The sequence below is a fragment of the Sphingomonas gei genome, from assembly GCF_004792685.1.
Classification (GTDB): domain Bacteria; phylum Pseudomonadota; class Alphaproteobacteria; order Sphingomonadales; family Sphingomonadaceae; genus Sphingomonas; species Sphingomonas gei.
Genome location: NZ_SRXT01000010.1, coordinates 65,133 through 78,445, shown reverse-complemented (window position 1 = coordinate 78,445; position 13,313 = coordinate 65,133). Strand labels below are relative to the sequence as shown.

The 13,313-nt window shown below is 65.9% G+C and carries 13 protein-coding genes; 9 read left to right on the top strand and 4 right to left on the bottom strand.

What is annotated here, in order from left to right; genetic code table 11:
• The first annotated feature begins 57 nt into the window (after positions 1–57).
• Positions 58–1,053: a FecR family protein gene (locus E5A73_RS20715; protein WP_135965765.1), complete on the top strand. Its 996-nt coding sequence runs from the start codon at positions 58–60 to the stop codon at positions 1,051–1,053.
• A gap of 247 nt (positions 1,054–1,300) precedes the next feature.
• Entirely contained in the window at positions 1,301–1,996 is a 696-nt protein-coding gene (locus tag E5A73_RS20710) for a helix-turn-helix transcriptional regulator (protein WP_240700312.1), read from the top strand.
• A gap of 7 nt (positions 1,997–2,003) precedes the next feature.
• Here E5A73_RS20710 and kdsA read toward each other — a convergent pair whose 3' ends face one another.
• The 4 genes from kdsA to E5A73_RS20690 all read right to left on the bottom strand — a co-directional run bounded on the left by kdsA (position 2,004) and on the right by E5A73_RS20690 (position 5,481).
• Entirely contained in the window at positions 2,004–2,858 is an 855-nt protein-coding gene (gene kdsA, locus E5A73_RS20705) for a 3-deoxy-8-phosphooctulonate synthase (protein WP_135965763.1), read from the bottom strand.
• A gap of 3 nt (positions 2,859–2,861) precedes the next feature.
• Entirely contained in the window at positions 2,862–3,692 is an 831-nt protein-coding gene (locus E5A73_RS20700; protein WP_135965762.1) for a 3-deoxy-manno-octulosonate cytidylyltransferase, read from the bottom strand.
• Complete coding sequence (locus E5A73_RS20695) at positions 3,692–4,681, bottom strand: KpsF/GutQ family sugar-phosphate isomerase (RefSeq protein WP_240700311.1); 990 nt, start codon at positions 4,679–4,681, stop codon at positions 3,692–3,694. The genes E5A73_RS20700 and E5A73_RS20695 overlap by 1 nt, the downstream gene beginning before the upstream one ends.
• 98 nt (positions 4,682–4,779) lie before the next feature.
• Positions 4,780–5,481, bottom strand: coding sequence for an STN domain-containing protein (locus E5A73_RS20690; protein ID WP_135965761.1), 702 nt, complete (start codon positions 5,479–5,481; stop codon positions 4,780–4,782).
• Between the two features lie 261 nt (positions 5,482–5,742).
• Between E5A73_RS20690 and E5A73_RS21535 the strand changes: the two genes are divergently transcribed.
• From E5A73_RS21535 to E5A73_RS20660, 7 genes are all read left to right on the top strand, one after another.
• The gene (locus E5A73_RS21535; protein ID WP_168356042.1) at positions 5,743–5,946 is read left to right on the top strand and encodes a hypothetical protein; all 204 of its coding nucleotides are present in this window, start codon (positions 5,743–5,745) and stop codon (positions 5,944–5,946) included.
• 23 nt (positions 5,947–5,969) lie between these two features.
• Positions 5,970–6,716: a helix-turn-helix transcriptional regulator gene (locus E5A73_RS20685; protein WP_168356041.1), complete on the top strand. Its 747-nt coding sequence runs from the start codon at positions 5,970–5,972 to the stop codon at positions 6,714–6,716.
• Between the two features lie 19 nt (positions 6,717–6,735).
• Positions 6,736–8,457 carry a ShlB/FhaC/HecB family hemolysin secretion/activation protein gene (locus E5A73_RS20680; protein ID WP_135965759.1) on the top strand — a complete coding sequence of 574 codons (1,722 nt, stop codon included), beginning with the start codon at positions 6,736–6,738 and terminating at the stop codon, positions 8,455–8,457.
• A 23-nt stretch (positions 8,458–8,480) separates the two neighbouring features.
• Positions 8,481–10,262: a MotA/TolQ/ExbB proton channel family protein gene (locus E5A73_RS20675; RefSeq protein ID WP_135965758.1), complete on the top strand. Its 1,782-nt coding sequence runs from the start codon at positions 8,481–8,483 to the stop codon at positions 10,260–10,262.
• 22 nt (positions 10,263–10,284) lie between these two features.
• The gene (locus tag E5A73_RS20670) at positions 10,285–10,695 is read left to right on the top strand and encodes an ExbD/TolR family protein (RefSeq protein ID WP_135965757.1); all 411 of its coding nucleotides are present in this window, start codon (positions 10,285–10,287) and stop codon (positions 10,693–10,695) included.
• A gap of 6 nt (positions 10,696–10,701) precedes the next feature.
• Positions 10,702–11,439, top strand: coding sequence for an energy transducer TonB (locus E5A73_RS20665; protein WP_135965756.1), 738 nt, complete (start codon positions 10,702–10,704; stop codon positions 11,437–11,439).
• A gap of 94 nt (positions 11,440–11,533) precedes the next feature.
• Complete coding sequence (locus tag E5A73_RS20660; protein ID WP_168356040.1) at positions 11,534–13,282, top strand: putative porin; 1,749 nt, start codon at positions 11,534–11,536, stop codon at positions 13,280–13,282.
• Positions 13,283–13,313: the final 31 nt, after the last annotated feature.

Sequence of the window (13,313 nt, the reverse complement as noted above, 5' to 3'; positions counted from 1 at the left end):
CTTCACGATGAGCACGCGCGGCGCGCTCCCCCAGGAGCTATTGGACGGCTATTGAGAATGACGCAACGGAGCGGCTGGACGGATTCTGAGCTCGCGCGCTTACGCCTCGAGGGCCTGGATCACCTCAATCGCCTCCATTCCGGCGAGGCGACCGACCACGACGCCGCCGCATTCGTAGCGTGGCGCAGTCAGAGCCGTGCTCATGAGGAAGCCTTTCGCGCGGCGCTGCGCCTGCGCGGACTCGTGCGCGTCGTCGAGACACAGGCGGTCGCGATGCCGGACGATGCGAAAATCGTCGCCTTCGCCGCGCCGGCGCGACCGCATCTCAATCTCGGGCGCCGGCATTTCTTCGGCGGTGCGATCGCGGCTTCGGTGGCGGGGGGCGCGTTGCTGTTCGGGCGGACGCTCGATCTGCTGCCGAGTGCGGGCGAGGCGATGGCCGACTATCGCACCGGCCCCGGCCAACGTCGTGTCGTCGCACTGGCGGGCGGTGCGAGCGTCGATCTCAACACGCGCACCGCCATCGACATGTATGCAGGCCTAGGCATGCCGGCGATCGAGCTGATCTCGGGCGAAGCGGTGCTGTCGAGCGGCAGGGCGGGGCCCGCCGCACTCGTCGCAGGCGATGGGGTCAGCGTCGTCCGCGGCGGTCGTTTCAACGCGCGACGCGACGGCGGCGACGTCTGCATCACCTGCCTCGAAGGCCAGGTCGAAGTCGCATGGGCTGGGGAGAAGCGCATGCTTCGCGCCGCCGCCGAGGTTCGTTACGACGGGTCAGGGATCGGCCCGGTCAAGCCGGGAGCAGACGCCGCGGTGCTCACCGCATGGCAATCCGGCACGCTCATCTTCCGCAACATGCCGATGCGTCAGGTCGTCGCCGAGATCAATCGCTATCGCCCGGGCAGGGTGTTTCTCGCCAATGCCGATCTGGCCGCGCGATCGCTGAGCGGAACCTATTATGTCGATCGGCTCGACGATTTCTTCAGTCAGGCCGAACTAGCGCTGGGTATCAACGTCGCACGCCTGCCGGGAAACGTCGTCGTACTGAGTTGAAGCCATTCGACGCAATAGCTGGAGACTGCAAACTGTCTCTGAAATGTAACAAAAATTTCCTGCCAGAATGCTTTGGTCGAGGTGTCCTTCAGTTGGGATCACTGCGGGGGAAGCACCAATGCTTGCGAGCCGGGCCACATCTGAAGAGCGTGTGCAGGATGGTGGAAATACCGGCGCCGTGGCCGCGCAACCGGCGCCCGCCGTGGTGGCCGAAATTCAGAACGGATTGCCGCGCCTCGATCTCTGTATGTCCGCGCTCGATCTCCGCGGCTGGCTTCTCAAATATGCGCGAAGCCTTGGCTTTTACGGCGCGCGCTACATCCAGCTCGGCCGACCGTGCTGGGGTCTCGAGGAAAGCGAGCCAGGGTGCGCGATCCGCTATCTGTCGACCTCCAGCCAGGCGGACCGGGAGGACGAGCACTGGATAGCGAGCGACCCCGCGATCGGGCGGATTCGCGGCGCGTACGAGCCTTTTTCTTGGTCGACGCGGACCGGAGCATCGCTCACGCCCCACCAGCGCGGCTGGCTGGATGGCGAGCGTGCGCGGGGCGTCGATGCCGGGCTCGTCCTCCCGGTCCAGGACAGCGCCGGTTGCCCAGCCTATCTGAGCCTGTTCGGCTTCGACGAATCGTCCATCCAGAGCCTCATAGAAAAGCGCGCGCCCGAAATGGCTTTCCTCGCCGGCCAGTTCCACGCGCTGGCCAAGAGGCTCGTGCCGATCGCCGAATGGGTCGGGCGCGCGCCGCGGCTGTCCAATCGCGAGCTCGAATGCCTTCGCCTGGCGGCGCTGGGACAGACGGTGGACGAGAGCGGCCAGACCCTTGGCATCTCGGGTCGTACGGTCGAGTTCCATCTGCGCAATTCGCTGGAGAAGCTCGGCGCGTCCAGCAAGCTGCGCGCTGTCGTGCTGGCATTCGGAGCGGGGGCCGCGGTCGCCGTTTAGCGTCCTGCTAGAGAAAGAACGGATCGCCGTCGTGCGCCTGCTTGACGAGGTGGTCGAGCGCCAGCAGACGGGCGAGCAGCGGCTCCAGCCGCGCGAGCGGCCAGGCGTTGGGCCCGTCGGACAGAGCCCGATCGGGATCGGGATGCGTCTCGAGAAACAGTCCCGCGACGCCGGCGGCGACTGCTGCCCGGCTGAGCAGCGGCACGAACCGCCTGTCGCCGCCCGAACGATCGCCGTTCCCGCCGGGAAGCTGGACCGAATGCGTCGCATCGAACACGATCGGTGCGCCCGTGGCCGCCATGACGGCGAGGCCGCGCATGTCGTTGACCAGATTGTTGTAGCCGAAGCTGGTGCCGCGTTCGCAAAGCAGGAAGCGATCGGCGTCCAGGCCCGCGGCGCCGGCCGCCCGCACGGCTTTGTCCAGAACCTGCGCCATATCGTGCGGCGCCATGAACTGCGCCTTCTTGATGTTCACTGGTCGACCCGATCGCCCGACCGCCTCGATGAGATCGCTCTGGCGGGCGAGGAAGGCGGGCGTCTGCAGCATGTCGACCATTTGTGCCACGGGGGGCACTTGCCACGCCTCGTGGACGTCGGTGAGGACGGGGAGCCCGGTCTCGGCGCGAACCTTGGCGAGGATCGCCAGTCCGGCGTCGAGCCCGGGGCCGCGGAAAGAAGCCCGTGAGGTGCGATTGGCCTTGTCGAACGACGCCTTGAAGATGACGAGGATGCCGAGCCGTTCGGCGATCGCCGCCAGCGCGGTCGCGACGTCGAGCGCCAGCCGCTCGGATTCGAGGACGCACGGGCCGGCGATGACGAACAGACGCCGGTTGTTGCCGATGTTATGACCGAGAAGCTGCATTTGCTAGACGAGGCGACGCTCGGCGAGCGCTGCCTCGACGACGACGACGTCGGAGGGATTGTTGACTTCCCAGAGGCCGCCCGGCGGATCGGAGATCTCCACCATCCGCACCGGGACGCCGCAATGGAGGAAGCGAAGCTGCTCCAGCCCCTCGACCAGTTCGAGCGGGGAAGGCGCGGCTTTGGCATATTCGGCGAGCGCGGCGCGCGTATAGGCGTATACGCCGAGATGGAAATAGATCGGTGCGTCGCTGCAGCGCTCGGGTGTGTGCGGAATCACGCGCTTCGAGAAGTAGAGCGCGTCGCCGACGCCGTCGAACACCACAGTCGTGCCGCCCGTTCGACCAAGCCGCGCTTCAGCGGTCAGACGATCGATCTGGAGGGGCGAACAGCGGATCATAGGCGTCACGACTGCGACGCGCGGCTCCGCCGCCAAGGTCTCGATGAGCAATTCGACTGCGAGCGGAGGCGTCAGAGGGGAGTCTCCCTGAAAATTGACGATGACGTCGGCGTCGATCCCCGCTTCGCAAATCGCCGACCAGCAGCGCTCGGTGCCGTTGGCACAATCGGCGGAGGTCCGGACCACCTGCGCGCCGAAGCGCCGCGCTGTATCGGCGATGCGGTCGTCGTCGGTCGCTATCCAGATCTCGGCGACGCCGCCCACGGCGCGGGCGGCTTCCCAGCTACGCTGGAGGAGGCTCTTGGCCGCGCCTTCGGCGCCATGCAGCGGCACGAGCGGCTTGCCGGGGAAACGCGACGAGGCGAAGCGCGCCGGGATGATGATCGCCGCCCGCGCAGCCCGCACGATACCGGTTCCGCCGACGAGCTTGAGCATCAGCCGATCCCGAGCCGCAGTAGATCGTGGATATGGACCAGTCCGCGAATTCGTCCGGCGAGCGTGTCGTTGACGACGAAGACCGACGTGATACGCGCTTCCGACATGATGGTCAGCGCATCGCGTGCCATCGCGCCGCCGACGAGCGTCCGCGGGCGTCTGGTCATCACCTGCCCGGCCGAACGCGATCCGAGATCCACGCCGCAGCGGCGAATGTCGCCATCGGTGATCACCCCGAGCAGCCGCTGGTGCGCGTCGACCACGCCGGCGATGCCGAAATTCCGCGCGCTGATCAGATCGAGCACCTCGCCCATCGGCGTTTCGGGACTAGCGAGCGGCAACGCGTCGCCGTGGTGCATGAAACTTTCAACCGCGACGAGATCGAGCCCGAGCCGACCGCCCGGGTGCAGCGCCAGAAGATCGGCCGCCTTGGCGCCGCGCAGCTGCATCATCGTAACCGCGAGCGCGTCGCCGAGCGCCAGCATCATCGCGGTCGAAGTTGTCGGTGATCGGCCGTAGGGACAGGCCTCGGGGCTCGGCGGAAGCAGCAGACTGATCGTCGCGCCGCTCGCCACAGGTGCATCGGGGCTGGAGGTGATCGCGACGATAGGGACGGCGAGCGCCTCCGCCCGGCGTATGATGACGCCGAATTCGCGGGTGTCGCCCGAATTGGACAGGATGACGAGCGTGTCCCCCGTGACCAGCGTCCCCAGTTCGCCATGAACGGCGTCGCCTGCGTGCAGGAAAATGCCCGGGGTTCCAGTCGAGGCGAAGGTTGCCGCGATCTTGCGGCCGATCTGGCCGGACTTGCCGAGCCCGCATAGGACCACGCGGCCCGGCGTGGTCATGAGCAGCGTCACTGCGTCGGCAAAGCCGGAGCCGAGCTCATGTGCGAGTGTCCACAGGGCCTCGGCCTCGATCGCGATGGCCCGTCGCCCCATCGCGATGATCGCGCCGGTATCCACGGCTCCGTCGGCGACCGCGTCCATTCCGCGACTTGGGCTCCCTGTGCGCAGCGAAGACGGCGCTGTCGCGGTGCTAGTTGAGGCGACCGGATGCATCGCTGGGGAAAACCACAGGTCGCGGCTCAATCGCCGGCGCGTCGTCTACCCTTCAGCGCGACGAGCAAGGGTTGCGCAATCCCCTCGGGCGGGGTGGAGACCTTCCTCCCGGCGAGAACCTCGGCGACGAGGCGATCCGCGAGCGGGTCGCCGCTGCTCCGATCGATGCGGATTCGCTCGAGCGCGCCGCCGGTGCCGATGCGGATCGAGGCGCGCATGTCGAACGTCAGGCGATGCGTGCGCCGGTCGTCGCGAAGATAAGCGTGGAGTTCGTGGGCGAGACGGCCGTAAAATTCGATGCGCTGGATCGTCGTAGGCCGGGATATCGTGATCTGCTCCCGCACGACCACGCGTCCCAGGGGGATCAGGGGGGTCGCGTCTCTCGCTTCGGGCGCGGTGATGATCGCTGCGTTCGTGCGGCTGTAGCGGGCGACCAGTCCGGTTCCGCGGAGCAGCAGACGCATCGCCTCGCGCGGGGTGTAATTGCCCCGCACCGTGCTCGACCGACGTCCCGTGGCGAGCGCGCTGTCGTAGAGCAGCTGCACGCCGGTCACCCGGAAATACTGCGCCAGCGCCGCGTCGAGCGGCTGGGCGGGAATGTCGAAGGCGGCCCGCTGGTCGGCACCGATCGTCTGCGCATGCGCAAACGTGGTCGCGAATGGCGGCATGCTGATCGCAGCAACGGCCAGACATACCGGATATTTGCCGAAAAGGGTCAGCGCGGCCATCGCCGATCAGGATAGGGCCACGAACGCCGGTTTGCGAGTTGCGGCGTGCATTGCGGGCTTGGACGGTGTTCGGTGAAACCTGAATTCCTTCAGAGCGCGGGCAAGTCAGTCGACCGGCGAGGCTGGGAGCCATGACACTGGTTGCGGGCGACGTGCAAATATAAACGCCCGTTCCTTTGGTTCAATGAAACTAATATAAAATAACTATTAGAAAAACAATTTCAATTCAAAAGTTCGTTGTCGACGATGTGAAAACTGTTCTTGAAATGGTCCAAATATCGCGTCGGTATTGTTCAGGAAAATATCAAATATTTATTTGAAATTTGGCTTCCCGGCGAAATTGTAATTAATTTGCAACAAAAAACTTTTGCCAAAATGGTTCTTCCCCGGTGTCCATCTGGTGAGGCTGGTGGTTCGGCGGGGATTGAGAGATGTTTGCGAGCAGCGCCTTTGCGCGCCACGTGAGTCGTGTTGCAGAGGATTCGGTCATGCCTGCCGATCGGGTCGGGCTGACCGCCGCGGCATCGCTGTCTTCGCTGGTCGGCGATCTGTCGCAATGCATGACAGCGACGCAGCTCCGGCAATGGCTCGCCGAATATGCGAGGCAGCGCGGCTTTCGCGGCGCGCGCTACATGCATCTCGGACACCTCCATCTGGGGCAGCGTGGGCAGCATTGGAAGCTGCTGCGATTCTTGTCGACCCACGAAGATCGTGCCGATCTCTGGATGACCGACAAAGCTGGCCTTGAGGCGATGTTGATCACTTTCCTGCCCTTCGCCTGGTCGAACCGCGAGGGTGACGCGTTCACTCCGGCGCAGCGCGAATGGTATGCGTCGCAGCAGCTTCACGACTGGCCGGCGGGCGTCACCGCTCCGGTTCAGGATCACCCCGCCGGGCCTGCCTGCCTCATCCTGTTCGGCGGCGCCGAGCAGGAGGCGGTGCATCTCATCGACACGCAGATGCCGTCGCTGGCGATGCAGGCGCTTGCTTTCCATCTTCTCGCCAAGGCGATCCTTTCGGCGAGCAATGCACTGGGACCGGCGCTCTCCGACCGCGAAATCGCCTGCCTGCGGCTCGCTGCGCTCGGCGACACGCTCGCCGATGCCTCGGCCAAGCTCGGGGTTTCCGTCCGCACCGTCGAGCTCCACGTCGCGCGTGCGAGCAAGAAGCTCAGCGCAGCCAACAAGATTCACGCCGTCGCAATCGCGGTCGGTGCCGGTCTGATCCAGGTCTGAGATGCGAGCGCCTCCCGCCATGCTGGTATTCGCCGCGCCGCGCTTCGGCGCTGCCCTGGCGCTGGCCGCAGGCAGCGCCGGCGCGGCGCTCGCGCAGGACGCTCCGGCGCAGCAGGAACCGGCTCCGGCGGCGGACGACGCAACCCCGCGCGAGGCACCCGCCAAATTCATGATCGTGGCGATCGACGTCTCGGGCGCGACGAAGCTGAGCGGTGCGGAGATCGAACGCCTCGTCTATCCCCATCTCGGCCCGGATCGCACCACCGACGACGTCACTGCCGCGCAAAAGGCGCTGCAGCAGGCCTATGCCGCAAAAGGTTATGAGGCGGTAGAGGTCGAGATCCCGATCCAGCCCGACGAGTTGTTCAGACAGGGCATCGTCCAGATCGCGGTGCGCGAAGCCCCGCTGGGACGCGTCCAAGTCGTCGAGGCGCGGCATCATTCGGCCGAGGTCGCGCGGGCGCAGGTGCCGTCGCTCGTCGAAGGGCAGCCGATCAACATCGCCGCGCTCCAGCGCGACATCGCCGCGGCCAATCGCTTTCCCGATCGTGCGATCAGTCCGCGGTTTAAGGCGGGCGCCACGCCGGGAACGGTCGACGTGGACCTCGAGGTCGAGGACAGCGCGCCGATCCATGCCAGCATCGAGCTCAACAACGACAGCAGCCCCAATACGCGGCCGCTGCGCCTCAGCGGCACGCTGCGGCACACCAATTTGTGGGGGCAGGGGCATACGCTGTCGATCACCAGCTCGCTCACACCGCAGGACATCGATCAGAGCGCGGTGCTCTCGGCCTCGTACAATGCGCCGCTGATCGGCACGCCCTGGTCGTTTCTGTTCTACGGCTACAAATCGAACAGCAACGTCGCCGCTTTGGGCGGAACCAACGTGCTCGGCAACGGCTATCAGATCGGCGCGCGGGTCACCTATCGGCTGCCGGGCGATAAATTGTTCCAGCAGATCAGCTTCGGGCCCGACGTCAAGGTGTTCGAGGAGAACATCTCGCTGAACGGATTGGCGCTGCAGCCGACGCAGATCCGCTATCTTCCGCTCGTCGGCGAATATTCGATGGGCGGATCGGACGAGACGACGAGTTTCGGCCTCACGTTCGCGGCCACCGCCGGGCTCCGCGTCGTCAAGCGCGACGCCTGTTTCGACAGCCCCTTCGACACCCCGCAACCGCCCCCCGGCATCATCACCTGCGCGCGCGGCAATGGCGAGATCGGGGTGGTCGCGGACCAGTTCACTGGACGTGCGATCGACGCGAGCGAGAACTTCGTCCATTTCAATCTCGACCTCAACTACACGCGTAGCCTGATCGAGGACTTCCAGCTCGCGCTGCGCTTCTCCGGGCAGCTCGCCGATTCGAGCCTCGTCACCAACGAGCAATTCTCGATCGGCGGCATGTCGAGCGTGCGCGGCTATTACGTCTCCGAAGCGGTCGGTGACGACGGTTTCGTCTCGTCGATCGAGATGCGCACGCCGAGCCTCGCGCCGTCGCTGGGATCCTTCGTCGACGAGTTTCGCCTCTTCACCTTCCTCGACGCCGGTCTCGCACGCCTGCGTGCACCTGCTACCGGACAGGCCGACGATTTCCGCATCGCGGGGATCGGCGGCGGCTTCCGACTGCAGGTCTTCAAGCTGCTCACCGGCGAGTTGGTGGTCGGAGTGCCGCTGCGCGCCGGCCCGGCCACCGAGCGGGGGGAGCCGCGATACAGTTTCTCGCTGAAGGGCGAATTCTAACCTGGGCAGAATGGGGATCGAACGTGGGCCGCAACTTTCTAGCATGGCTGATCGCGTTGCTCGCGATCGCCACTCCTGCCTTCGCGCAGACGGACGCTGGCTGGTGGAACAAGGATTGGCCGTACCGGCGGATGGTCACGGTCGACACGTCGCCGACCGGCGGCAATCTGAGTGGGACGATCGGTCGTGCGGTGCTGCTGGTACGGCTCCACGATGGCAATTTCACCTTTGGCGACGCGCTTGAGAACGGCGCGGACCTTCGCATCGTCGACAGCGACGGCAAGACGCCGGTGCCTTTCCACATCGAGCGATATGACGCGGCCAACAGCATCGCGACCTTGTGGGTGTCGGTGCCGAGCCTCAACGGCGGCGAGAAGCGCCAGCTGTGGATCTATTTCGGCAACAAGAACGCGCCGGCAGGAAGCGATGTCGCGCGAACGTACGATCCGGATACGATCGCTGCCTATCACTTCAGCGAGGCTGGCGGAAAGCCCGCGGCCGATCTGACGGCCAATGGCAATAATGCACAGAATGCGGTGCCGGCAACCGACGACAACGGCGTCATCGCGCGCGCCGCGCGATTCCAGGGGCAGGGCGAGCTCGTCGTTCCCGCAACGCCGTCGCTGACGATGCCGGCAGGCGCACCGTTCACATTGACTGCCTGGGTGCGGGCCGATCAGCCGGCAGGCGAGCAGGCTGTCTTCGCGCGCGGACCGCTGATCGTCGGCCTCGCAAACGGGGCGCCCTTCGCGCTGGTTGGCGCACAGCGCATCCAGGCGGGCGCGGCGCTCAAGGCTGGCGAATGGACACATCTCGGCTTCGTCGCTGATGGCCAGAATATGCGCCTCTACGTCAACGGCATCGAGGCTGGAACGGGGCCGGGCGCGCTCCCGGCGCTCGAGGGGCCGATCGCGCTCGGCGGTGCTGCGGGGCGGCCATTCGTGGGCGAGCTCGACGAGGTTCGCCTGGCGAAGACCGCGCGGCCCGCGGCGATGCTCCTCGCGAGCGCGCAAGCCGAAGGTCCGAACAACAAGCTGATCGCAGTTGCCGGCACCGCCGAACGGCAGAGCGCGGGCGGCGGCTCCTTCGTCTATGTACTGGGCAAGGTGGAGATGATCGACGCGTTCATCATCGGGCTGTGCCTGGTGATCCTCGCGCTGGCGCTCGTCGTGATCGTCTTCAAGGTCAGCTACATCAACCGGTCAGTCCGCGCCAACGGCGTGTTCCTGAAGCGCTTCCGGGCGCTGCACGAGCATCTCGTCAGCATGAAGCAGGTCGACGGCATCGGCCCGCGCGAGCTCGCGGTGATCGGGCAGTCGCCGCTGGGGCGGCTCTACGAGACGGGGGTGGACGAGCTCGATGTGCGGCGCGCGGTGCGCGGGCATCGCCCGCTCTCGGGAGAGAGCGTCGAGGCGATGCGCGCCGCGGTCGACGCAGTCGTGGTCGAGGAGAATCAGAAGCTCGACCGCTGGCTGGTGTTGCTCACCATCGCGATCTCGGGCGGCCCGTTCATCGGGCTGCTAGGCACCGTGCTCGGCGTCATGAACACCTTCGCCGGCGTCGCGCTGGCCGGGGACGTCAACGTCAACGCGATCGCCCCCGGCATCGCCGCGGCGCTGATGGCGACGATCGCGGGACTCGCCTGCGCGATCCCGTCGCTGTTCGGATACAATTATCTGAACAGCCGGATCTCGGCGCTCTCGGATGAGATGCGCGTCTTCGTCGATCGACTGATCACCCGCCTCGCCGAGATGCAGACCGAAGGAACGCCGGCGCCCGCCGCCGCGCTCCAGGCGGCCGAGTGAGCGCGGAAAGGGGAGAGCCGCCATGCAGATCAACAAGGGCCGCAAGGCTTATGACGACATCAACATCACCCCGATGCTCGACCTCGCTTACGTGCTGCTCGTCATCTTCATCCTAATGGCGACCGCGTCGGTGCAGGGGATCAAGGTCGACCTGCCCAAGGCGAGCGCGGCGCAGAGCCTGGTCCAGCCCAAGACGATTGCGATCACGGTCACCAATGACGGGCAAATCTTCATGGACGCCTTCCCGGTGACGCTCGCCGATCTCGAGACCCGGCTGCGCAGCGCCAAGGCGAGCAATCCCGACGTGCCGATCGTGCTCAAGGGCGATCAGACCGCGCAGTACGGCAAGGTGACGCAGGTTCTGGACCTGTGCCGCCAGCTCGATCTGAACAAGGTGGGCCTGGTCACCGGCAAGCCCGCCGGCGCGTCCTGAATTCGCATGACCACGATGCAGCCCGAGCGCTACGAAGCATTCGAGGATCGGTCGCCGGTCCGCGAGGTGCTGCCCTACGGCGTCGGCCTGCTGCTGCTCGGACTGCTCGCCTGGTTCGTCTACACCCAGCTCACCGCAGTGAGCGGTGTGCGGGTCACCGAGGATTCGAAGTCGGTCATCGACGTCGTCCCGCTGCCCCCCCCACCACCGCCGCCGCCGCCACCACCGGAGCTCAAGGAAAAGCGCCCCGAGCCGACCGAGCAGCCGCAGCCTTCCCCGGTGGAGGCGCCCAAGGCACCGCAGCCGCAGCCGCAGGCGGCGCCGGTTTCGATCAACGCTCCCGCCGAGGCGGGGAACGACGCTTTCGGCCTGAGCGCCGGCTCCGGCGGCGGGATCGGCGCGCCTTCGAGCGGGGGGACCTGCCTCGGGACCCATTGCGGTGCGAAGGTCGGTGGCGGCGGCATGGGGCTGGGCGTCTATCGCAGCTATCTGAGCAGCGCGCTGCAACGGCGTGTCTCCGGGGACGACCGGCTCAATCGGCTCGTCTTCTCCGCCGATTTGCTGCTGACGGTCAATGCGCAAGGGCAGGTGAGCGGGGCGCGGCTGATAGAGTCGCGTGGACGCGACGACGAGGCGACGTTGCAGCGGCTGGTGGAAGTCCTGCGCGCGGCGCGGCTCGACCCGCCGCCGCCGGCAATGTCCTTTCCATACAAGATCACGGTTCGGGGTCGGCGTGCGCTCTGAGCGACGCCGCGAGCAAAAGGGATTGGGAATGTCAGGGCATCGAAACTTTGACCGATTGGTTCGCAGCTGGCGATGCGGCGCGGCGGCTTTCGCCATGCTGGCGGCGACGCCCGCGCTGGCACAGGAGGCGCAGCCGTCTGACAGCGCGATGGTGAACCTCGTTCGGCTGCTGATCGAGCAAGGCGTGCTGACGCCGGAAAAGGGTAGGGCGTTGCTGGATCAGGCACAGGCCGAAGCCGCGCAGGCCCGTGCAGAGCTGGCGCGGACTGCACCGGCGTCTAACCAGCAGGCGGCTGCGGATTTGCCCCCGCCGCCGCCTGGCACCGTGCGCGTCCCCTATGTTCCCGAGACGGTTCGCGCGCAGATCAAGGACGAATTGCGCACCGAAGTGATGGCGCAGGCCAAAGCCGAAGGCTGGGCTGCGCCCGACAAGGCTGCGCCCGACTGGGTCGACAATATCCGGATCCACGGCGACTTCCGCTTCCGCTCGGCATCCGCTTTCTATGCGGCGGACAATTCGCCGGACTATATCGACGTACCCGAATTCAATGAGATCGGGCCGATCGACCTCACGCGGCAGCTCGCACCACGGATCAACACCACGCGCGACAAGCGCAACAACATGCAGATCCGCGCGCGGATCGGAGTCGAGGCGACGATCGCCGAGCGCTTCCAGCTCGGCTTCCAGCTCGCGACCGGCGACGATCCCGGGCCGATCTCGACCAATGCAACGCTCACCGGTGGTTTTCGCAAGCGCGATCTCTGGCTCCAGAATGCCTATGTGAAGGGCGAGCTCGTGCCGGGGCTGACGGCAATGCTCGGCCGGTTCGACAATCCCTTCCGCACTACCGATCTGATGTTCGATCCCGACCTTGCGCTCGACGGGCTCTACGGTGAGGCCAACCTCGCCAAATTGTTGGGCGAGGATGACTTCACCGTAGCAGTGCGCGGCGGTGCATTCCCGATCATGTTCGAGGATGCCGACTATCCCTCGACTTCTTCGGACAAGCGCAATTTCCGCGATCGCTATATGTTCAGCGGCCAGTTCGAGCTCCGCAAGAAGTTCGGGAGCGGCATCGAGGGACATCTCGCGGCGGCGTATCACAATTTCACTTATTTGCGCGGCCATGTCTCGGCACCGTGCGACATCTATTCGGTCGAAAATGTCGAATGCTCGACCGACGCGCTACGCCCGCTCTACGCGACCAAGGGGAATACGCTGATGTTCCTGAGGCGGTTCGACACCACCGCCAACCCCGATCCCAACGATCCGCGTCAGCCGCAATATCTGGGGCTCAAATTCGCCTATCGCGTGCTCGATGTGAACGGTTCGGTGAGCGTGCCGATATCCGAAAACGTCGTCGCCAGGCTGAGCGGCAACTATCTCTACAATTTCGGATTCGACCCGAAGAACATCTGTGCCGAGGGTCCCGATGGCGCGCCGCTCAACAACGTCCTGCTCTCGGATCCGGCCAATGATCCGCTTCAGGGCGCCTGCGACGCAACCGATGCGGCGCGTTTCGTCGGCGGGAACCAGGGCTATGGCGCCTATCTCTCGATCGGCGATCCCAATCTGTTCAGCGTCAATCCGCGCCGCGCGCACAAAGGCGCCTGGGCGGTCAATATGGCCTACAAATATCTCGAGAGCGACGCCGTTCCCGACAGCTTCACTGATTCCGACTTCCATCTCGGCGGCACCAACGCGCAGGGCTTCGTTATCGGAGGCGCATGGGCGCCGTTCGACGGAATCGCGCTCGGCGCGCGCTGGCTGAGCGCCAACGAGATCGTCGATGCACCGCTCGCGATCGACGTGCTGCACGTCGACCTCGGCGTGGCCTTCTGATGGCCTGCCGTCGCGTCGCGCCGCGTCCACG